This window comes from Streptococcus danieliae (assembly GCF_013415245.1).
Classification (GTDB): Bacteria; Bacillota; Bacilli; order Lactobacillales; family Streptococcaceae; genus Streptococcus; species Streptococcus danieliae_A.
On record NZ_JACBXX010000106.1, the window covers coordinates 1 to 20,849 of the forward strand.

Annotated in this window: 16 protein-coding genes; 13 read left to right on the plus strand and 3 right to left on the minus strand. The window is 44.9% G+C overall.

The window, feature by feature from the left end; all coding sequences use genetic code 11:
* The first annotated feature begins 220 nt into the window (after positions 1–220).
* The 6 genes from HZY94_RS04370 to HZY94_RS04395 all read left to right on the plus strand — a co-directional run bounded on the left by HZY94_RS04370 (position 221) and on the right by HZY94_RS04395 (position 7,895).
* Positions 221–679, plus strand: a complete 459-nt coding sequence (locus tag HZY94_RS04370; RefSeq protein ID WP_179925158.1) for a hypothetical protein — start codon at positions 221–223, stop codon at positions 677–679.
* A complete protein-coding gene (pepF, locus tag HZY94_RS04375; protein WP_179925159.1) occupies positions 676–2,478 on the plus strand; it encodes an oligoendopeptidase F in 1,803 nt (600 codons plus the stop codon). The genes HZY94_RS04370 and pepF overlap by 4 nt, the downstream gene beginning before the upstream one ends.
* Entirely contained in the window at positions 2,478–3,197 is a 720-nt protein-coding gene (locus HZY94_RS04380) for an O-methyltransferase (RefSeq protein ID WP_179925160.1), read from the plus strand. Before pepF ends, HZY94_RS04380 begins: the two co-directional genes overlap by 1 nt.
* 66 nt (positions 3,198–3,263) lie before the next feature.
* A complete protein-coding gene (gene prsA, locus HZY94_RS04385) occupies positions 3,264–4,205 on the plus strand; it encodes a peptidylprolyl isomerase PrsA (RefSeq protein WP_179925161.1) in 942 nt (313 codons plus the stop codon).
* 257 nt (positions 4,206–4,462) lie between these two features.
* On the plus strand, positions 4,463–7,081 hold the full coding sequence (alaS, locus tag HZY94_RS04390; protein WP_179925162.1) for an alanine--tRNA ligase: 2,619 nt from the start codon (positions 4,463–4,465) through the stop codon (positions 7,079–7,081).
* Positions 7,082–7,190: 109 nt separating this feature from the next.
* On the plus strand, positions 7,191–7,895 hold the full coding sequence (locus HZY94_RS04395; protein WP_179925163.1) for a CPBP family intramembrane glutamic endopeptidase: 705 nt from the start codon (positions 7,191–7,193) through the stop codon (positions 7,893–7,895).
* A gap of 61 nt (positions 7,896–7,956) precedes the next feature.
* Here HZY94_RS04395 and nrdF read toward each other — a convergent pair whose 3' ends face one another.
* From nrdF to nrdH, 3 genes are all read right to left on the minus strand, one after another.
* Positions 7,957–8,916 (minus strand): class 1b ribonucleoside-diphosphate reductase subunit beta, encoded by a 960-nt coding sequence (gene nrdF / locus HZY94_RS04400; RefSeq protein ID WP_179925164.1) that lies wholly within the window; start codon positions 8,914–8,916, stop codon positions 7,957–7,959.
* A gap of 60 nt (positions 8,917–8,976) precedes the next feature.
* On the minus strand, positions 8,977–11,136 hold the full coding sequence (gene nrdE, locus HZY94_RS04405; RefSeq protein WP_179925165.1) for a class 1b ribonucleoside-diphosphate reductase subunit alpha: 2,160 nt from the start codon (positions 11,134–11,136) through the stop codon (positions 8,977–8,979).
* A 71-nt stretch (positions 11,137–11,207) separates the two neighbouring features.
* Positions 11,208–11,426, minus strand: a complete 219-nt coding sequence (gene nrdH / locus HZY94_RS04410) for a glutaredoxin-like protein NrdH (protein WP_179925166.1) — start codon at positions 11,424–11,426, stop codon at positions 11,208–11,210.
* A gap of 308 nt (positions 11,427–11,734) precedes the next feature.
* On the opposite strand from nrdH, the gene HZY94_RS04415 reads away from it, so the two are divergent.
* From HZY94_RS04415 to HZY94_RS04445, 7 genes are all read left to right on the plus strand, one after another.
* Positions 11,735–11,998 (plus strand): phosphocarrier protein HPr, encoded by a 264-nt coding sequence (locus tag HZY94_RS04415; RefSeq protein ID WP_135035680.1) that lies wholly within the window; start codon positions 11,735–11,737, stop codon positions 11,996–11,998.
* Between the two features lie 4 nt (positions 11,999–12,002).
* Positions 12,003–13,736, plus strand: a complete 1,734-nt coding sequence (gene ptsP / locus HZY94_RS04420; RefSeq protein ID WP_179925167.1) for a phosphoenolpyruvate--protein phosphotransferase — start codon at positions 12,003–12,005, stop codon at positions 13,734–13,736.
* 314 nt (positions 13,737–14,050) lie between these two features.
* Positions 14,051–15,982 carry a 1,4-alpha-glucan branching protein GlgB gene (gene glgB / locus HZY94_RS04425; RefSeq protein ID WP_179925168.1) on the plus strand — a complete coding sequence of 644 codons (1,932 nt, stop codon included), beginning with the start codon at positions 14,051–14,053 and terminating at the stop codon, positions 15,980–15,982.
* Positions 15,983–16,030: 48 nt separating this feature from the next.
* Complete coding sequence (locus tag HZY94_RS04430) at positions 16,031–17,173, plus strand: glucose-1-phosphate adenylyltransferase (protein WP_160333084.1); 1,143 nt, start codon at positions 16,031–16,033, stop codon at positions 17,171–17,173.
* On the plus strand, positions 17,163–18,302 hold the full coding sequence (gene glgD, locus HZY94_RS04435; RefSeq protein WP_179925169.1) for a glucose-1-phosphate adenylyltransferase subunit GlgD: 1,140 nt from the start codon (positions 17,163–17,165) through the stop codon (positions 18,300–18,302). Before HZY94_RS04430 ends, glgD begins: the two co-directional genes overlap by 11 nt.
* Positions 18,299–19,726 (plus strand): glycogen synthase GlgA, encoded by a 1,428-nt coding sequence (glgA, locus tag HZY94_RS04440; protein WP_179925170.1) that lies wholly within the window; start codon positions 18,299–18,301, stop codon positions 19,724–19,726. Before glgD ends, glgA begins: the two co-directional genes overlap by 4 nt.
* A gap of 755 nt (positions 19,727–20,481) precedes the next feature.
* Positions 20,482–20,849: reverse transcriptase domain-containing protein (locus tag HZY94_RS04445; RefSeq protein WP_257151889.1), on the plus strand; the 368-nt coding region annotated here is incomplete at its 3' end.

Below are 20,849 nucleotides of genomic sequence, written 5' to 3' on the forward strand. Positions count from 1 at the left end.
CTTTAAAACACTTGAGGACGTGATTGATAAACTACAAGAAGTGATTCAAAGTTTGCATTGGTCTGACCTTAAATCTATTGTCCATAGAGAATGGATTTTTTCAGATTTTGAATTTGAATGAGTATTAAAGGGAAGGCTGACCGAGCTACAAAGGCTGTGCCTGCGGTTTAGCCCTAGCTGTGGCTACTTTTTCTGGAATCTGGATGGGCAGAAGCAGGAGTTGGTCTTACACTATCTCTTACACCAGGACTTACACGGTCGTTGTCAGGGGCTGGTTGCGGTTTTTCCCTTTTTTCAAAAGCCTTTGCGAGAAGTCTTGCGTTGGCCCTACCAGCAACGGCAACTTAGGTCTTTTGAGGGGCGGTTAGATTGGCATTTCCCCCGCTATCTGGCCAAGGAATTACGGTATCGCAATCCCTATTGGGTGGAACAGCAACTGCAGGCCTATCAAGCGGGCCAGAACCTGTTGACCCGCACTTTAGCGGACTGGTATCCGCAGCTTGTGCCTGTTAAACCTGTAACGGGCCTCCGGTTGCAGTCAGACTTAGAGAGGGACTATGAGCAACAGTTTTTGACCTTTTATGCGCAATCAAGCACGGTTTATAGGCAGGTTCTTTATTCTCCTTTTTATTACAGGGGAGAATGTGATAAAATAGGGATTATGGAGGAAATCTTATGAGCAACGAACGTCATGAAATACAAGAAAAATATACCTGGGATTTGACCAGCGTGTTTGCAGATGATCAGGCTTGGCGCGAGGAGTTTGCTTCTTTGGAGGCAGATGTGGCCAAGGCTGCTGATTTAGAGGGCCAGCTGTTGGAATCGGCTCAACGCCTGTTGGAGATTACCGAGTTGCAATTGGGGCTGATGCGAAGACTCGAAAAATTATTCGTGTATGCGTCTATGAAGCAGGATGAGGATACGCGTGTGGCGGCTTATCAGGAGCTCTATTCGCAAATCAATGGTCTTGCGGCACGTTTTGGCCAGACCTTTGCCTTCTATGAGCCTGAATTTATGGAGGTAACGGAAGAGCAGCTGGCAGCCTTCATGGCAGAAGAGCCAGCCTTGGAACTCTACCGTCATTACTTTGAACGCTTGTTGTTCCAAAAAGAGCATGTCTTGAGCCCTAAAGAAGAAGCCTTGTTGGCTGGAGCATCGGAGATTTTTGGATCGGCTTCTGAAATGTTTGAAATTTTGGACAATGCGGACATTGTTTTGCCGATGATTGAAGATGCAGATGGACAGGCTGTCCAGTTGACCCACGGCAACTACATCCACTTTATGGAGTCTGATGACCGTCGTGTGCGTAAGGATGCTTTTGAAGCCCTTTACAGCGTTTACCAACAGTACCAGCATACCTATGCGAAAACGCTTCAGACAACGGTTAAGGTCCATAACTACCAAGCTCAGATCCGTAAGTACCAATCTGCGCGTCAGGCAGCTCTAGCAGCTAACTTTGTTCCAGAGTCTGTCTACGATACCTTGGTAACAGCGGTTAATCGCCACTTGCCACTCCTTCACCGTTATGTCGAGCTCAAGTCACGGATTTTGGGATTGGAAGATATCCGCATGTATGATGTTTACACGCCTTTGAGTCGTAACAATCTCTCCATTTCCTATGAGGAGTCTTTGGAAAAATGTAAAGAAGTACTTGCGGTTCTCGGTGATGATTATCTGGCTAAGGTTGAAGATGCCTTTAGTAATCGTTGGATCGATGTCTATGAAAACAAGGGCAAACGCTCTGGTGCCTATTCTGGTGGATCTTATGACACCAAGGCTTATATGCTGTTGAACTGGCAGGACAATTTGGACAATCTCTATACCTTGATCCACGAAACCGGGCATTCCATGCATTCTAGCTACAGCCGTGAAAGTCAGCCTTTTGTATATGGGGACTATTCGATCTTCTTGGCTGAGATTGCCTCAACAACCAACGAAAATATTTTGACTGAGAAATTACTGGCTTCCGTGGAGGATAAGGAAAGCCGTTTTGCCATTCTGAACCATTACTTGGATGGTTTCCGTGGTACGGTCTTCCGCCAAACGCAGTTTGCGGAATTTGAACAAATGATCCACCAAGCTGATCAAGAAGGACAGGTCTTGACCAGTGACTTCCTCAATAAAGCCTATGCGGATTTAAATGCCAAGTATTATGGTTTGGCTACTGAAGAGAATCCAGAAATTCAATATGAATGGGCACGGATTCCGCATTTCTACTACAATTACTATGTCTTCCAATATGCGACTGGTTTTGCGGCAGCGTCAGCCTTGGCGGATAAGATTGTGCATGGTACAGATGAGGATCGTGAAGCTTATCTCAATTACTTGAAGGCTGGAAATTCCGATTATCCACTAGCGGTAATGGCCAAAGCTGGAGTTGATATGGAGGCTGAAGATTACCTCAATGATGCTTTTGCGGTCTTTGAGCGTCGCTTGAATGAGTTGGAGAGTTTGGCGCAAGAGCTAGGAGTTTTGTAATGGTTAAAACCTACTCGGAACACTCCAATCCCAATATGCGGCGGCCTGTGGTCCAGCAAGGGATTGTTGACTTTATGCGGAACCAAGATCAGGCTTTGCCGGCTTTTCTACGGGAATTGCAGGACTTTGCGGCAGCTGAGAATGTGCCGATTATTCCCAAGGAAACCGTGGCTTTCTTCCGTTTCTTCTTACAAGCTGTAGCTCCCAAGCGGATTTTAGAGGTCGGGACTGCGATTGGGTTTTCAGCCCTCATGATGGCAGAAGCTCTGCCAGAGGCGGAAGTGGTGACCATTGATCGTAATCCAGAAATGATCCAATTGGCCCAAGAGAACTTTGCTCGTTTCCAAGAGGGGGATCGCATCCGCCTCTTGGAGGGAGAAGCTCAGGAGCTGTTACAGGATCTCAAGGGCCAGTCCTTTGACTTTATCTTTGTTGACTCTGCCAAATCCAAGTATGTGGTTTTTTTACAGGATCTTCTCGATTTATTACCTAAGGGTGGTATTTTGATTTTTGATGATGTTTTCCAGGGAGGAGACATTACCAAGCTACCTGAAGACATTCGCAGGGGTCAACGGGCTATTTACCGTGGTCTGCACAAGCTGTTTGCGGCTGTAGACCAGCACCCAGACCTCATGGTCTCCTATCTGCCCCTGGGCGATGGGCTCTTGATGGTTAAAAAAGAGGCGGATTTGGTGGAAATTTCCCAAGAAGCTCTCTGATTAAGCCGCAATTAAGTCAAGATATGGTATAATGGCAAAGTTATTGTAAAAAGGAGTGAAGCAAGTATGAAAAAAGTAAAAATTGGTGCTATCACGCTCTTGTCTGTGGTAGCCCTTGCAGCCTGTGCGCGTGAGACCAATAACAACACGGATGTGATTACCATGAGGGGGAATACCATCACGGTTGCGGAGTACTATGACAAGGTCAAAAATAATACCCAAGCGCAACAAGTTCTTCTGACCATGACCATCAATGAAGTCTTTGAAGCCAAATACGGAGAGAAGGTCACTGATGAAGAAGTTTCGGAAGAGTACAATAAGAGTGCCCAAACCTACGGAGATCGTTTCCAACAAGTCTTGGCCCAAGAAGGGTTGACAACGGAAACCTACCGTGAACAGATCCGTACCAATAAATTGGTGGAGTATGCGGTGAATGATGCTGCCAAAAAAGAGTTGACCGATGAAAACTACCAAGCGGCTTTTGAAAACTATACGCCAGAAGTAACGGCTCAAGTGATTCGGATGACCGATGAAAACAAGGCTAAAGAAGTAGCTGAAAAAGCCAAGAATGGCGATGACTTTGCCCAATTGGCTAAGGACAATTCGAATGACGAAGAAACCAAGGAAAAAGGCGGTGAAATGAAATTTGATTCTGCTTCAACCGCCCTTCCAGAAGATGTTAAAAAAGCAGCCTTTGGTTTGGACAACAATGGGGTTTCAGATGTGATCAAGGTGACCGATAGTTCAACTCTATCTACGAGCTACTATGTGATTAAGGTAACCAACAAAACTCAGAAAAAAGACTCTTGGAAAGACTATCAGAAACAGCTGGAAAGCATTATCCTAGCTGAAAAACGGACCGATGCAGCCTTTATCCAAAGTGTTGTGGCTAAGGAAATGGAAGCAGCGAACATTAAGGTCAAAGATCCAGCCTTCCAAAATGCCTTTTCTCAATACATGAATGCGACCGGTGAAGCTGTTGCAGACTCCAGCTCTGAAGAAAAATAGTTGACAAATAGGCAACTTGGAGTATAATGAGAGTGTATCAAGAATGGATAAAACAGACAATTTTGCAGAGAGGTAGCGGTTGGTGCAAGCTACTAGTTGTGTCTTATCTTGCTACTTGAGAGATTTTTTGAATAGTTGCAATAAGGATGACAAGTTCATCGAAGGAAGGTGGTACCGCGTTGAGACGCCCTTCATCGATGAAACTTGTCTTTTTTCTTTCTAAGCGAACTAGCAATCAACATTAAAGGAGAATGACAATGAAATATATGACCAGTGCTGAAATTCGCCAGATGTGGTTAGATTTTTGGGCTTCCAAGGGCCATGCCATTGAACCATCAGCGAATTTGGTTCCGGTAAACGATCCAACCCTGTTATGGATTAACTCAGGGGTTGCGACCTTGAAAAAATACTTTGATGGTTCTGTAATTCCAGAAAATCCACGGATTACCAATGCGCAAAAATCCATCCGGACCAATGATATTGAAAATGTTGGGAAGACAGCGCGTCACCACACCATGTTTGAAATGTTGGGGAATTTCTCAATTGGTGATTACTTCCGGGATGAGGCGATCACTTGGGCTTGGGAACTGTTGACTAGTCCTGAATGGTTTGCCTTCCCTAAAGAAAAACTCTATATGACTTACTATCCAGCGGATACAGATTCTTACAATCGTTGGATTGAATTGGGGGTTGAGCCAAGTCATTTGGTTCCAATTGAAGACAATTTCTGGGAAATTGGAGCAGGTCCTTCTGGTCCGGATACGGAAATTTTCTTCGACCGTGGGGAAGATTTTGACCCTGAAAAGATTGGTCTGCGCTTGTTGGCGGAAGATATTGAAAACGATCGCTACATCGAAATCTGGAATATCGTGCTTTCTCAATTTAACGCAGACCCAAGTGTACCGCGGAGTGAGTACAAGGAATTGCCTCACAAAAACATTGATACCGGGGCTGGTTTGGAGCGTTTGGTAGCAGTCATGCAGGGAGCTAAAACCAACTTTGAAACGGACTTGTTTATGCCGATTATCAAGGAGGTTGAAGCTTTGTCTGGTAAGACCTATGATCCAGATGGCGACAACATGAGTTTCAAGGTAATTGCGGACCACATTCGCTCCTTGGCTTTTGCGATTGGGGATGGGGCTCTGCCAGGAAATGAAGGCCGAGGTTATGTTCTTCGTCGTTTGCTTCGTCGTGCAGCCCGTCATGGTCAAAAACTTGGTATCCATGAGCCGTTTATGTACCGTTTGGTGCCAACTGTGGGGCAAATCATGGAGTCTTACTACCCAGAGGTTAGCGAAAAAGCCGATTTCATCCAGAAGATTGTGAAAAATGAAGAGGAGTCCTTTGCACGGACGCTGACAGCGGGACAAGCCTATGCAGATGAGATTGTCGCTGAGATGGAGCAATCAGGTCAAACGGTTATTTCTGGACAAGCGGCCTTTAAACTCTATGACACTTATGGTTTCCCAGTAGAATTAACCGAAGAAATTGCTGAAGAACGCGATTGGACGGTTGATAAGGATGGCTTTGATCAAGAAATGAAGGCGCAACAAGAGCGGGCGCGGGCTTCGGTTGTGAAAGGAACTTCAATGGGAGGTCAAAATGAGACCTTGCAGGCCTTGACCGTTCCAAGTCGTTTCTTGTATGAGGCGCAAGAGGCGGATAGTCGTCTTGTGGCCTTGGTGCAAGAGAATGTTGAAGTAGACGCTGTTGAAGCTGGTGAAGCTTATCTGATCTTTGAAGAAACCCCATTCTATGCGGAAATGGGAGGTCAGGTTGCTGACCATGGTCAGATTTTGGATGCCGAGGGGCAAGTAGTGGCCAAGGTTGTCGATGTTCAGAAAGCTCCAAATGGTCAGCCTTTACATAAGGTTGAAGTCTTGGCGCCGTTGGCTAAAGAGGGTGTCTACCGTCTGGTTCTCGACAAGGATCGTCGCCGTCGTGTGATGCAAAACCATACGGCAACGCACTTGTTGCATGCGGCCCTTCATCAAGTTCTTGGAAAACATGCGACCCAAGCAGGTTCCTTGAATGAACAAGATTTCCTTCGTTTCGACTTTACGCATTTTGAAGCCGTTAAACCAGAGGAATTGGCGCAAATTGAAGCAGATGTCAATATCAAAATTAACGAGGCCCTAGCCGTTCAAACGGTTGAAACAGATATCGACACAGCTAAGGACATGGGAGCCATGGCCCTCTTTGGCGAAAAATACGGAAAAGCTGTTCGTGTTGTTTCGATTGGTGATTACTCTGTTGAGCTCTGTGGTGGAACTCACGTGGGCAATACTTCCGAAATTGGCTTGTTCCGCATTCTAAAAGAAGAAGGAATTGGTTCCGGTACTCGTCGGATTGTGGCCGTAACTGGACGCGAGGCCTATAATTCTTACCGCGAAGAAGCTCAATTGCTGCAAGAATTAGCACGGCAAGTGAAAGCACCACAAGTTGGCGATGTTCCAGCGAAAGTGGAAGCTCTTCAAGAACAAGCACGTCAATTGCAAAAAGAAAATCGGGAGTTGAAAGAAAAAGCAGCGGCAGCAGCATCCGGTCAAATTTTCCAAGATGTGGCAGAGGCCAATGGTCTACGCTACATTGCTAAACAGGTTGACGTCGCTGATGCAGGTGCCCTCCGTACCTTTGCAGACACTTGGAAACAAGGGGACTATTCGGATGTTCTTGTGCTAGTAGCAGCTATTGGAGATAAGGTCAATGTCTTGGTAGCTAGCCGTTCAAAAGAGGTTCATGCAGGGAACCTCATCAAGGAATTGGCGCCAATCGTAGCCGGTCGTGGTGGTGGTAAGCCAGACATGGCCATGGCTGGAGGTAGTGACCAAGCAGCTATTCCAAATCTTCTTCAAGCAGTAGCTGGTTTGTTGTAAGGAGAACAGGGGAAGGAGTGGGAGTAACCGATTCATTGGATTTGTTGACTGCCGCACCTCTCTTAATCGCTGCCTACTCCACGATAAGATTGAATGCGGAGGTATTATAATGGTTTCAAAAAGTATACAAGTTCTGGGGCGAATCTTTGTCTGGTTTCTGCTAATTATGTTAGCTTCCCTTTTGAACGGTTTACCATTGTCTTTGGGCTTATTAGATCAGAATCTGTCTGTTGGCCAGCAGTGGATTGCGGTTATTGTCTACTTAGCTTTTAGTTTTGCAATTATTTATTCCCTGCTGAAATGGTATTTTAACCAACCGGATGCAGGTTCGAAGTCGGCCCAGTTTGATGCCAGTCAATGGAAGCACCTGTTCCTAGGTTGGGGAACCTTAATGGGTGCCAATATCCTTTTTGGCATTTTCCGAAGCTCAGTAGGCCTAGAAGAGCAAGCGACCAATCAGCAAGTCATTGTAGACGCCTTAGGATCCGTGAAGGAATTAGGGACTCCCTATTTAACTGCTTTAATGATTGGTATGGTCATTTTAGCCCCGCTGGCAGAGGAACTTGTTTTTCGTGGCCTGGGTTCCAAGTTTGTGTTTAGGGGATGGCCAACCGGCTTGGTTGCCTTCTTGACCTCGGTGACCTTTGGTTACCTCCATGTTATCAGTCTAGACTTGAATTTCATTCTGTCCTATTCTGTTATGGGCTATATATTTTACAGAGCCTTTGCGAGACGGAATAATATTTGGGATTCCATTTGGCTACATATGTTGAATAATGCTTTTGCCTTTGCGATTATCCTGTTACTTCCTTAGGAAGTCGGGACTACATAAAAAATCACTCAGATTTTGAGATCTGAGTGATTTTTTTGCTTGCTTATAATCCGTAGAGGTAGTCGTCGTCTTCCATAGCTTCGACTTCTCCAAGGAGGTAGCCGTTTCCGACTTGGCTGAAGAAGTCGTGGTTGGAGGTTCCTGTGGAGATTCCGTTCATGATGATTGGATTGACATCATCAGCGGTATCTGGGAAGAGTGGGTCATGCCCCAGGTTCATGAGGGCCTTGTTGGCATTGTAGCGAAGGAAGACAAGGACTTCCTCTGTCCAGCCGACGGTATCGTAAAGGGAGCGGGTATAGGCCTCTTCGTTTTCATAGAGGGTATAGAGGAGGTCATACATCCAGTTTTTGAGATTTTCTTGTTCCTCTTCGGCTAGTTCTTTAAAGCCGAGTTGGAATTTGTAACCGATGTAGGTACCGTGAACAGACTCGTCGCGGATAATCAGTTTGATAATCTCAGCCACATTGGCTAGCTTGTTGTTTCCCAGGTAGTAGAGGGGAGTGAAAAATCCTGAATAGAAAAGGAAAGTTTCCAAGAAAACGCTGGCGACTTTTTTCTCAAGTGCGGTTCCGTTTTCATAAATTTCATTGATGATTTGGGCTTTCTTTTGCAGGTGGGGATTGGTATTGGTCCAGTCAAAGATGGCCTCGATTTCAGCCTTGGTGTTTAAGGTTGAGAAGATGGACGAGTAGGATTTAGCATGGACAGACTCCATAAATTGGATGTTGTTGTAGACGGCTTCTTCATGCGGAGTCCGGACATCGCGGCGGAGAGCCTCGATCCCGGTTTCAGACTGCATGGTATCCAGAAGGGTTAGTCCGCCAAAGACCTTACCAACCAGGTCCTTTTCTTGGCTAGACAATTTTCGCCAGTCATCCAAGTCATTGGAAAGGGGGATTCGAGTATCCAACCAGAATTGCTCGGTTAATTTTTCCCAGGTTGACTTGTCGATGACATCTTCGATGTTGTTCCAGTTTATGGCTTCGTAATAGGTTTGCATGGATGCTCCTTTGGAAGTAGTAATGAGAGGGGGCCTGCTCATTAGTGATGATATTCTGTTTTAGATGACGCAGCTTTCACATTGGTTGGCACCGACTTCAGCGCCATCATCTGTGAAGGTACGGATGTAGTAGATGGATTTGATGCCCTTGTTGAAGGCGTAGTTGCGGAGGATTGAGAGATCCCGAGTGGTTTGCTTGGTTTCTTTTTTCCATTCGTAGATTCCTTTGGGAATGTCACTGCGGAGGAAGAGGGTGAGGGAGAGTCCTTGGTCAACGTGCTCTGTAGCAGCTGCGTAGACATCAATGACCTTGCGCATGTCCATGTCGTAGGCGCTGGTGTAATAAGGGATTGTGTCGGTTGAAAGGCCTGCAGCTGGGTAGTAGATTTTCCCGATTTTCTTCTCTTGGCGTTCTTCAACCCGTTGGGTGATAGGGTGGATGGAAGCAGAGACGTCATTGATGTAGGAGATGGAGCCGTTAGGAGCTACAGCCAAGCGGTTTTGATGGTAGAGTCCATCTTTCATGACTGCCTCTTTGAGGGCTTGCCAATCTTCTTTGCTTGGGATGAAAATGTCCTTGAAGAGCTCTTTTATCCGTTCCAATTTTGGTTGGTAGTCCTTTTCCAAGTATTTGTCGAAGTAGGAGCCGTCTGCATATTTTGATTTTTCAAAATGCGTAAAGACTTGACCCCGTTCACGCGCAATTTGATTGGATTCGACCAAGGTCCAATAGTTCATCAAAAGGAAATAGATATTGGTGAATTCCAAGGATTCCGCTGATCCATAATGGATGTGATTTTGAGCCAGGTAGGAGTGAAGTCCCATCGCACCCAGGCCGAAGGTGTGAGCTTGGCGGTTACCGTTAACGACAGATGGGACCGCTTCGATATTGGAGGAATCTGTGACAAAGGTCAGAGCACGAGTCATGGTCCGAATGGATTGACCAAAATCAGGAGAGGTCATCATGTTGACGACATTGGTAGAACCCAGGTTGCAGGAAACGTCAGTTCCAAGATGGACGTAGTTTTGCGCATCATCAATGAAACTTGGCTCTTGCACTTGGAGGATCTCTGAACAGAGGTTACTCATGACGATTTTTCCAGCAACAGGGTTGACCCGGTTGGCGGTATCGATATTGATCACGTAAGGATAACCGGACTCTTGCTGGAGTTTGGAAATTTCAGTTTCCAAGTCCCGTGCCTTGATTTTGGTTTTGCGGATACGAGGGTTGGCGACGAGTTCGTCGTATTTTTCTGTAATGTCGAGATAGCTGAAGGGAAGACCGTACTCTAGTTCGACCGAATAGGGACTGAAGAGGTACATGTCTTCGTTTTTCCGTGCCAGTTCGTAGAATTTATCTGGAACCGTGATTCCCAAGGAGAGGGTTTTGACCCGAATTTTCTCATCTGCATTTTCCTTTTTAGTAGATAGGAATTGTAAAATATCCGGGTGGAAGACATTGAGGTAGACAGCGCCTGCCCCTTGGCGTTGGCCCAATTGGTTGGAGTAGGAGAAGCTATCCTCAAACAATTTCATGACTGGTACAACACCGGATGCAGCACCTTCGTAACCCTTGATTGGAGCACCCGCTTCGCGGAGGTTGCTCAAGGAGATGCCGACACCGCCACCAATTCGAGAAAGTTGTAGCGCAGAGTTAATGGAACGTCCGATTGAGTTCATATCATCTGTTACTTGGATTAAGAAACAAGAAACCAACTCTCCCCGGCGAGCACGACCGGCATTTAAGAAACTTGGTGTGGCTGGCTGGTACCGTTGGTGGATGATTTCATTAGCAATGTTTTTGGCGATTGCTTCATTACCGTCGGCAAAATAGAGGGCATTGAAAAGCACCCGTTCTTCCATACCTTCCAGGTATTCATTGCCGTCATTTGTTTTCAAGGCATACTGGTTGTAGAATTTGTAAGCCGCCATGAAGGATTTAAATTGGAATTTTTGATCCAAGATAAATTGATAGAGATCTTCAATGAAAGCTGGTTGGTACTTCTGGATAAAGGCTGATTCCAGGTAGTTTTCTTGGATGAGGTAGTTAATTTTTTCCGTAATAGAAGCAAATGCTTTGGTGTTTGGAATCACATTTTCTTTAAAGAAGGCTTCCAAAGCTTCCTTATCTTTATGGAGCAGGATTTGTCCATTAATTGGTCGGTTGATTTCATTGTTTAGACGAAAATAAGAGACATTTTCTAAATCTTTAAGACCCATGTGGGATCTCCTTTCAAGTGCTGTATTCAAAATGAGGAGGCAGGGGTTTAGGCCCTGCCTCACACGATCCATTAAGCTAGTTGTTTTAGGAGGCTAGGCTGGAAGCCAGCGAAGTTTCCTTTTGGAGAAACAATAACTGGAGCTGCTGCAAAGCCCATTTCCTTGACTGTTTCAATGTATTCCGGTTCAAGATCGAGATTGATTTCTTTGTAGGATACATGATTGTCGTCTAGGAATTTCTTGGTCATGCGGCATTGCATACAGTTGTTTTTTGAATAAACAGTTACCACAAGGGTACCTCCTTCTCGTTTTTGAGTATGGAAATAGTATAGGGGAAAGCCCTGTTTTTGTCAACATTTTGTACTCGAAAAATACACAGATACTAGATGTGGTGGTTTATTTTTTGATGTCTCGATAATAGCAAGGGTAGGGGCTCTTTCCTTAACAAAATCTTGTATAGCTCAATCCCTTTTGAGACTGAAAAAGTTCCTTTTTTCTGAAAGCGTCAATTTTTTCTTGAAAAAAAACAAGACAAATGGTATAATTTCTAATTGTAAGGGTTATCAAAACCTAAGAATAAATTTAAAGGAGAGTCATCATGGCTTCTAAAGATTTTCACATTGTAGCAGAAACAGGAATTCACGCACGTCCAGCAACACTTTTGGTGCAAACTGCAAGCAAATTTGCTTCAGACATCACTTTGGACTACAAAGGTAAATCTGTAAACTTGAAATCCATCATGGGTGTTATGAGTCTTGGTGTTGGCCAAGGTGCTGATGTAACAATTTCTGCTGAAGGTGCTGATGCTGACGACGCAATCGCAGCAATTTCAGAAACAATGGAAAAAGAAGGTTTGGCATAAGGAGATGACAAATATGCTTAAAGGAATCGCGGCATCTGACGGTGTTGCTGTTGCTAAGGCATATCTACTTGTCCAACCTGATTTGTCTTTTGAGACTGTTTCAGTTGAAGATACAAATGCAGAAGAGGCTCGTTTAGATGTTGCTTTAGAAGCTTCTCAAAACGAGCTTTCTTTCATTCGTACTAACGCAGTAGATAGCCTAGGTGAAGAAGCAGCACAAGTTTTTGATGCTCACTTGATGGTTTTGGCGGATCCAGAAATGATCGGTCAAATCAAAGAAACAATTCGTGCGAAGAAGGTTAATGCCGAGGCAGGACTAAAAGAAGTGACAGATATGTTCATCACTCTCTTTGAAAATATGGATGACAATCCATACATGCAAGAGCGTGCTGCAGATATCCGTGACGTAACCAAACGTGTCTTGTCCCACCTTCTGGGGGTACGTTTGCCAAACCCAGCTGCTATTGATGAGGAAGCAATTGTGATTGCTCACGATTTGACTCCATCCGATACAGCCCAGTTGAACAAAGAGTTTGTTAAAGCCTTTGTAACCAACATTGGTGGACGGACAAGCCACTCCGCGATCATGGCTCGGACGCTTGAAATTGCTGCTGTTCTTGGAACAAACAATATCACTGAAATCGTTAAGGATGGCGATGTACTTGCTGTTAACGGGATCACTGGTGAAGTTGTTATCAACCCATCAGAAGAAGTGATTGCTGCCTTCCAAGCAGCTGGTGAGGCTTATGCTAAACAAAAAGCAGAATGGGCTCTCTTGAAAGATGCTCAGACTGTAACAGCTGATGGTAAGCACTTTGAATTGGCAGCCAATATCGGTACTCCAAAAGATGTTGAAGGGGTTAACGAGAATGGTGCGGAAGCTGTTGGTCTTTACCGGACTGAGTTCCTCTACATGGATTCGCAAGACTTCCCAACAGAAGATGAGCAATACGAAGCTTACAAGGCTGTATTGGAAGGCATGAATGGTAAGCCAGTTGTTGTTCGGACAATGGATATCGGTGGCGATAAGGAACTTCCTTACTTTGATTTGCCAAAAGAAATGAACCCATTCCTTGGTTTCCGTGCTCTTCGGATTTCGATTTCTGAAACTGGAAATCAAATGTTCCGGACCCAGTTGCGTGCGCTTCTTCGTTCTTCTGTACACGGTAAACTACGGATCATGTTCCCAATGGTTGCGCTTCTGTCTGAATTCCGAGCTGCGAAAGCTATCTTGGAAGAAGAAAAAGCCAACTTGTTGGCTGAGGGTGTAGCGATTGCAGACGATATTCAAGTTGGTATCATGATTGAGATTCCAGCAGCAGCTATGATTGCAGATCAATTCGCCAAAGAGGTTGACTTCTTCTCAATCGGTACCAATGACTTGATCCAGTACACAATGGCTGCAGACCGGATGAATGAACAAGTTTCTTACTTGTACCAACCATATAATCCATCTATTCTTCGCTTGATCAACAATGTCATCAAAGCAGCACATGCTGAAGGCAAATGGGCTGGTATGTGTGGAGAAATGGCAGGAGATCAACAAGCAGTTCCACTTCTTGTCGGAATGGGCTTGGATGAGTTCTCAATGAGTGCCACTTCTGTGCTTCAGACTCGTAGCTTGATGAAGAAATTAGATACTGCAAAAATGCAAGAAATGGCTAACCGTGCTCTGACAGAGTGTGGAACAGCTGAAGAAGTTCTGGAACTCCAAAAAGAGTACGTGGACTTTGACTAATCGTTATAAATATAGTCTTTTCGTTTACTTTTAGTACAAGGCAGCGAGTCGCAGACAGTACTGAAGTACGGCAAGACGAGCTAACGCAGTAATAAAGTATAAACTAAGAGACTATAAATGAAACTGGATTCGGGTTTTCCCGAGTCCGTTTTTTTGTGACTTTCCTTTTTTGAAAATGGGAAAATGACAGTTGATTATTTTCAGACAATTGTTTTGTTTTTCCTAAAAATGTTGTATAATAACTTGTGAAATTACTTGAAATATAGTAAAATATTCTTATAAAAAAGCGCTTACAAAACAGAAAGGGTGATCATATGGATTATCGCGAAGCTATGTGGACTTTTGGTATCGGTGAAAATTACAATCTTCAAGAATACCTGGGTGTTCATCGTGAAAATGATGGATATAGCTTCCGGGTGTGGGCGCCGAAGGCTCAGATGGTCTACGTCATCGGGGACTTTACTCAGTGGCAAGAAAACCGGATTCCCATGGTTAAAAATGAAGCAGGAGTCTGGGAGGTTTGGACCGATTTGGCCCAAGAAGGACAGCTCTATAAATTTCAAGTGGAGAGACAGGGAGGTCAACTGGTTGATAAGATTGATCCCATGGCTCGTCTCTTCGAAAAACGCCCTGGAACCAGTGCTGTTATCTATACCCTACCAGACAAGGATTGGCAAGACCAGGACTGGCTGGACCAACGGAAGGCTTTAGGCTTCAAGGGAAGGCCGATTTCCATTTATGAAGTTCATGCCGGTTCTTGGAGGACCCATCCAGATGGACAACCGTATACCTTCAAGGATTTACAGCGGGAGTTGATCCCCTATCTACAGGCCATGAATTATACACATGTGGAGTTTATGCCCTTGATGACCCACCCCTTGGCTGAGAGTTGGGGTTACCAGTTGATGGGCTACTTTGGCTTAGAGCAATCCTATGGCACGCCAGAAGAGTTTCGGGATTTTGTGGAGGCCTGTCATTTAGCAGATATTGGTGTGCTAGTGGACTGGGTACCGGGGCACTTTACCATTAATGATGACGCCCTGGCTTATTATGACGGGACGCCGACCTACGAGTATGAGGATCATCACCGGGCCCACAATTATGGCTGGGGGGCACTGAACTTTGATTTAGGGAAACCCCATGTGCAATCATTTTTGATTTCCAGTATCAATTATTGGGTGCAGACCTTCCACCTAGATGGTGTACGGGTCGATGCCGTAAGCAATATGCTCTACTTGGATTATGATCAGGGACCCTGGACACCTAACGAAGATGGGGGCAACCTCAATTACCAAGGTTTCCATTTTTTGAAAAAACTGAATCAAGTCATGAAGACCTACCATCCAGAGGTGATGATGATTGCAGAAGAGGCGACCAGCTATACCCAGATTACCGGAGAGGGAGAAAATTCCCTAGGTTTCGATTACAAGTGGAACATGGGCTGGATGAATGACATTCTGCGCTTCTATGAAATGGATCCAATTTACCGCAAGTATGAGTTTAATCTTGTGACCTTTAGTTTTATGTATGTTTTTAAGGAAAATTATATTCTGCCCTTCTCCCATGACGAAGTCGTCCATGGGAAGAAGAGCCTCATGCATAAAATGTGGGGGGATCGCTACAACCAGTTTGCCAGTTTAAGAAATCTCTATACCTACCAAATTTGTCACCCGGGTAAAAAACTGCTCTTTATGGGAAGTGAGTGGGGGCAATTTTTGGAATGGAAGTCCCAAGAAGCTCTAGAATGGGGGGACCTAGGAGATGACTTAAACGGGCGGATGCAGCACTTTACCGCAGGACTTAATCGTTTCTACAAGGATGAATTTGTGTTCTGGGATATTGATGATTCCTATGATGGGATTGAGATTATTGATGCCGATAATAAAGATGAAACAGTGTTGACCTTTAGTCGGAAGAATGAAGAAGGGTCAGAATTGATTTGTGTCTTTAATATGGCGCCCGTTGAGAGACAGAACTTTACCATTGGAGTTCCTACGCCAGGCCTCTACAAAGAAGTCTGGAATACCGAGCTACAAGAATGGGGCGGTTCTTGGTTAGATCACAACCCGGATACAGCTAGTCAAGCTGGTCAATGGAAAAGTTACAAGCAGACCTTGAGCTTTACCCTGCCAGCCATGGGGGCTGTTATCTGGAGAAGGATAGCGAAATTTGAAGAGGAAGAGGAGGGAGTTGTACCGGCACTCAGTGAAGCAGAGCTTCTGCCAGAAGAGTCTGTGGAGAGTTAGACGTTGCTTTAATGGAATTAGAATTTGTTGAATAAGGAGGAAATCTAAATGAGAGATGAAATGTTGGCCTTAATCCTAGCCGGAGGGCAAGGAACACGTTTGGGAAAATTAACAAAGAATATTGCCAAACCCGCTGTTGAATTTGGCGGTCGCTATAGAATTATTGATTTTGCCCTGTCCAATTGTGCGAACTCCGGTATCCAAAATGTAGGGGTCATTACCCAGTACCAACCCCTGGCTCTGAATACCCACATCGGAAATGGATCCAGCTGGGGCTTGGATGGTATTAATACGGGGGTGAGCATTCTCCAACCTTATTCAGCAAGTGAAGGCAACCGCTGGTTTGAAGGGACCAGTCACGCTATCTACCAAAATATTGACTATATCGATAGCATTGATCCAGAATATGTCCTCATTCTGTCTGGAGACCACATCTACAAGATGGATTATGACAAGATGCTTCAGGCCCACAAGGATAATAATGCCAGTCTAACAGTCGCTGTACTAAATGTTCCGCTGAAGGAAGCTAGCCGTTTTGGGATTATGAACACGGATTCCAATAACCGCATTATTGAGTTTGAGGAAAAACCTGAAAATCCAAAAACAACCAAGGCTTCCATGGGAATCTACATCTTCAACTGGAAACGTCTTCGCAATATCCTGGTAGCTGCAGAAAAAGGTTCTGTCGAAATGTCTGACTTCGGAAGCAATGTTATCCCAGCCTATCTTGAATCTGGCGAAAGTGTTTACGCCTACGAATTTGAAGGTTACTGGAAAGACGTGGGAACCATTGACTCCTTATGGGAGGCCAATATGGAATACATTTCGCCAGCCAATGCCTTGGATAGCCGTAACCGCCAATGGAAAATTTATTCCAAAAACCTCATCTCGCCACCAAACTTTATTGGCGAGCATGGTTCGGTCGAAGATTCATTGATTGTGGACGGTTGCCATGTGGATGGTCAGGTGAAACATTCGATTCTGTCGACAAATGCTCAGGTGAAAACAGGAGCAGTGGTTGAGGACTCAGTGATTATGAGTGGCGCTGTGATTGGCGCTGGTGCGGTGATTAAAAAAGCGATCATCGGTGAAGGTGCCGTGATTAGTGAAGGCGTGGAAATTGACGGCAGTGAAGAGATTGCAGTTGTAGGGTATAACGAAGTAGTGGGGGTACCAAAGGATGAAGATTGATAAATATTCAGCGATTCTTGTAAATACAGTTGGTCGACATGACATGGGGAAACTGACTGAAAACCGTCCTTTGGCGACTCTTCCATTCGGAGGAAAATACCGCTTAATCGACTTTCCACTTTCAAGCCTGGCCAATGCAGGTGTACGGAGTGTCTACGGTATCTTCCAGGAAGAAAATATTTCATCGGTCTTTGACCATATTCGGTCAGGTCGCGAGTGGGGCTTGTCAACACTCTTGAGTCATTATTACTTGGGCTTGTATACAACCGATGCCGATTCCGATTACGTGAAGTCTGAATACTACGAGCAGTTGTTGACTTACCTTCGCCGTTCGGGTAGCGATGTGACAGTTGTTTTGAACAGTGATGTTTTGTTGAACGTGGATCTCCGCCAAGTTTTCCATTTGCACCAAGCGACCAAACGGGAAATGACGGTTATTTACAAGAAGCTTCCGGCTAGTGATATTGCCGGCAATAACTCGATTTTGAGAATTTCCAGTCATGATGTGGTGACAGATCATGAATTATTTGAAGACACCCTACCTCAGGAAGTCTACAATATGTCAACGGACATTTTCTTGGTCAACACCAAACTTCTGATTGCAGCGATTGAGAAGGAGTTGGAGGAAGCTAATCCTCGTAAGATTCGCTACCTGCTTCGTGATTTTGCGAAAGAGATTGGTGCCTTTGCTTATGAATATACCGGTCATGTTGCCAATATTTATTCGGTTGAGTCTTACTACCGGGCGAATTTGGACATGATTGACCAGCAAAAATTCAATTCGCTCTTTAGTCCAAATCAGAAGGTTTATACTAAGGTTAAAAATGAGGAGCCAACTTACTATGCTCCAGGTTCTAAAGTATCCCTATCCCAGTTTGCATCGGGAAGTATTATTGAGGGGACTGTTGAAGGATCCATCTTATCACGGAATAATCGGATCAAGGCCAATGCGGTCGTGAAGGATAGTCTGCTCTTCCCACGGGTTCTGGTTGGAGAAGGCGCTCGAGTTGAGTATGCGATTGTTGATAAGGAAGCAAAAATTGCACCTGGTGTGACGATTCGAGGACAGAAAGAAAATCCAGTCGTCATTGAAAAAGGTCAAGAGGTTACAGAGGATATTATTAGATGAGAATTTTAGTTGCAGCGGCAGAAGGAGCACCCTTTTCAAAAACAGGTGGTTTGGGAGATGTGATTGGAGCACTCCCTAAATCCCTGGTTAAAAAAGGCCATGATGTGCGTGTCGTCTTGCCTTATTATGACAGTGTTGAGGCCAAGTTTGGCAACCAAGTTGAAGATTTGGGCTCTTACGAAGTCTCAGTTGGTTGGCGCCACCAGTATGTTGGGGTCAAGTACCTAGTCTGGGATGGTGTTCCAACTTATTTCATTGATAACCAATACTATTTCTTTAGGGGTCATGTCTATGGCGATTTCGATGATGGCGAACGCTTTGCCTTTTTCCAACAAGCCGCCTTGGAGTTGATGGAAAAGATTGATTTTATTCCAGAAATTCTTCATGTTCATGATTACCATACAGCCATGATGCCCTTCCTTTTGCGGACCAAGTATGCTTGGATTGAAGCTTATCGTGGAATTAAGACCGTTTTAACCATTCATAATCTAGAATTTCAGGGACAATTTGATCCTCAAATGCTGGGTGAATTGTTCGGAATGGGCTTGGAAGATTTCTGGAATGGTTCGGTGCGTTGGGGCCAAGATTTGAACTGGATGAAAGCGGGAATCACCTATGCCGATCGGGTAACCACAGTATCCCCATCCTATGCTCAAGAAATTCAGACACCAGAATTTGGCTGTGGTCTGGATCCCTTGCTGCGGCATGAAAATTGGAAGTTGTTTGGTTTTGTAAACGGGATTGATACCGATCTCTACAATCCAGAAACCGATCCCTATTTGTCCCACCATTTTACAGCCTACGATCTAGGTGGCAAGGCTGCTAACAAGGCAGCTCTGCAAGCGCGGCTTGGTTTACCACAGCGACCAGAAGTTCCTCTGATTGGGATGGTCTCACGCCTGACCTATCAAAAAGGATTTGATGTAGTCGTTGAGGAACTGCATCAGATTCTCCAACGGGATGTTCAGGTGGTTGTGCTAGGAACCGGAGATCCTCGCTTTGAGCAAGTCTTCTCTTGGTTTGGTCAGCACTATCCTGAAAAAATGGTTGCAGCCATGACCTTTGATCCAGCTCTAGCGCAGGAAATTTATGCAGCCAGCGATCTGTTTTTGATGCCGAGTCGTTTTGAACCTTGTGGTCTGTCACAAATGATGGCCATGCGTTACGGTAGCCTGCCAATTGTCCATGAAGTTGGTGGCTTGCGCGACACAGTTCAGGCCTATAATCCAGTGAATGGCTCTGGAACAGGCTTCTCCTTCAATAATCTAAGTGGTTATTGGTTGACCTGGACCATTGATCAAGCCATTTATCTCTATTGGAATCAAAAAGATGTCTGGTATAACCTAATGCAGGAAGCCATGCACCGAGATTTTTCTTGGGATGCAGCCAGTCACCCTTATAGTGATTTATACAATTGGATGTAAGAAAAAAGAGGTTGAAAAAACCTCTTTTTTTGGGCTCTTTGTCAACTGTAGTGGGTAGAATTTTACAATCTATAAATAGTGAGTACAATATAGCCTAAAAATGGCTTCCTTTCAATTCATATGGGATGCATTCCCTGTGGTGGGGGACGGCAGCGACCTCTGACGAGTTCCATGCCTTATTCGGGAACCGAAGTTTCCCGAATCCCCCCGATTCCAAGCTCGGTGGCTTGGAATCTTTTCAGTACGACGGGCATGTCGTATATCTGAGGTGCAAGTCCTCTGTGGGCACCTGCTACCGGTGAACCCAATAGCGACTCCCAAGCCTGACTATCGTGAGGTAGCGGGGAGAGGAAGGGATAGCGAAATCGTGGCTCTACGAACAGAAATGTGATATGAAGGCGTATGTAGTGGATGAGGAGGCTGAAAACTCTAAAGTCCCAAAAGGTAGTCGTAACCTATATGCGTAGATCACGAGAGTAAACGAGGAAAGATATACGACTTATCCCGTGAGGTCTCATGAGCGTCGTAGACGTAGTAACAACGAATCATGAGAAGTCAGCCGAACCCATAGTAGTGATGAAGTTTCTGTAATGGAAATGGAGCGAAGGGGCGAACAATTAACCGAAGTAATCCTACTTCACTTGTGTCTGTAAAAGAACGGTCTGATAGAACTGGAGACGGTCACGTATTGACTAGGAGAAGGTTCACGAATCTAAGATGTCCCTCAGACACCGAAACAAGAAAGGAATACGCACATGTCAGAATTGCTAGATAAGATATTATCTCGGAACAATATGCTTGAAGCCTATCATCAGGTAAAAAGAAACAAGGGTTCTGCTGGTATCGACGGAGTTACCATTGAGGAAATGGATAATTTCCTACGGCAACATTGGCGAGAAACCAAGGAACTTATAAAGCAGAGGAAGTACAAACCTCAACCAGTTTTACGAGTTGAAATTCCTAAGCCAAATGGTGGCGTCCGAAATCTTGGAATCCCTACAGTCATGGACAGAATGGTACAACAAGCGATTGTTCAAACCATCAGTCCAATCTGTGAAAGACACTTCTCAGAGTATAGTTATGGCTTTCGTCCCAATCGCTCTTGTGAGACAGCTATTATTCA

Bases quoted from the DNA above. Each gene is read 5' to 3' on its own strand.
- pepF (WP_179925159.1), top strand. From the start codon at position 676: ATGAGCAACGAACGTCATGAAATACAAGAAAAATATACCTGGGATTTG.
- HZY94_RS04380 (WP_179925160.1), top strand. From the start codon at position 2,478: ATGGTTAAAACCTACTCGGAACACTCCAATCCCAATATGCGGCGGCCT.
- prsA (WP_179925161.1), top strand. From the start codon at position 3,264: ATGAAAAAAGTAAAAATTGGTGCTATCACGCTCTTGTCTGTGGTAGCC.
- alaS (WP_179925162.1), top strand. From the start codon at position 4,463: ATGAAATATATGACCAGTGCTGAAATTCGCCAGATGTGGTTAGATTTT.
- HZY94_RS04395 (WP_179925163.1), top strand. From the start codon at position 7,191: ATGGTTTCAAAAAGTATACAAGTTCTGGGGCGAATCTTTGTCTGGTTT.
- nrdF (WP_179925164.1), bottom strand. From the start codon at position 8,916: ATGCAAACCTATTACGAAGCCATAAACTGGAACAACATCGAAGATGTC.
- nrdE (WP_179925165.1), bottom strand. From the start codon at position 11,136: ATGGGTCTTAAAGATTTAGAAAATGTCTCTTATTTTCGTCTAAACAAT.
- HZY94_RS04415 (WP_135035680.1), top strand. From the start codon at position 11,735: ATGGCTTCTAAAGATTTTCACATTGTAGCAGAAACAGGAATTCACGCA.
- ptsP (WP_179925167.1), top strand. From the start codon at position 12,003: ATGACAAATATGCTTAAAGGAATCGCGGCATCTGACGGTGTTGCTGTT.
- glgB (WP_179925168.1), top strand. From the start codon at position 14,051: ATGGATTATCGCGAAGCTATGTGGACTTTTGGTATCGGTGAAAATTAC.
- HZY94_RS04430 (WP_160333084.1), top strand. From the start codon at position 16,031: ATGAGAGATGAAATGTTGGCCTTAATCCTAGCCGGAGGGCAAGGAACA.
- glgD (WP_179925169.1), top strand. From the start codon at position 17,163: ATGAAGATTGATAAATATTCAGCGATTCTTGTAAATACAGTTGGTCGA.
- glgA (WP_179925170.1), top strand. From the start codon at position 18,299: ATGAGAATTTTAGTTGCAGCGGCAGAAGGAGCACCCTTTTCAAAAACA.